The 374-nt window shown below is 37.7% G+C and carries 1 protein-coding gene; it reads right to left on the bottom strand.

Annotation, left to right across the window (positions count from 1 at the left end; all coding sequences use genetic code 11):
• A partial coding sequence (locus tag PL9631_RS26380) for a hypothetical protein (RefSeq protein WP_197046512.1) occupies nt 1–374 on the bottom strand: 374 nt, incomplete at both ends.

The raw sequence follows: 374 nt of genomic DNA, 5'->3' as shown, positions 1-374 counted from the left end.
TGTTGATGTGGATTCGGTTTTGGGAATGTTGTCAACGGTAGAATCTGATTGTTTTTGGAGAGGGGAATAATTAGAAACTTCTGGTGTAACAATATCCGTGGAATCACTACTGTCTGGGGGATTAATTGTGGAATCCGATTGTTTTTGGAGAGGGGTATAATTAGAAATTTTCGGTGTAGCAATATTTGTGGAATCACTACTGTCTGGGGGATTAATTGTGGAATCCGATTGTTTTTGGAGGGGGGTATAATTAGAAATTTCTGGTGTAGCAATATCCATGGAATCACTACTTTCTGTGGAATTAATTGTGGAATCTGATTGTTTTTGGAGGGGGGTATAATTAGAAATTTCTGGTGTAACAATATTTGTGGGAT

This window comes from Planktothrix paucivesiculata PCC 9631 (assembly GCF_900009265.2).
Taxonomy (GTDB): domain Bacteria; phylum Cyanobacteriota; class Cyanobacteriia; order Cyanobacteriales; family Microcoleaceae; genus Planktothrix; species Planktothrix paucivesiculata.
Note: the sequence above shows the minus strand (reverse complement) of the source record. Positions and strands in the feature narration are given on the sequence as shown.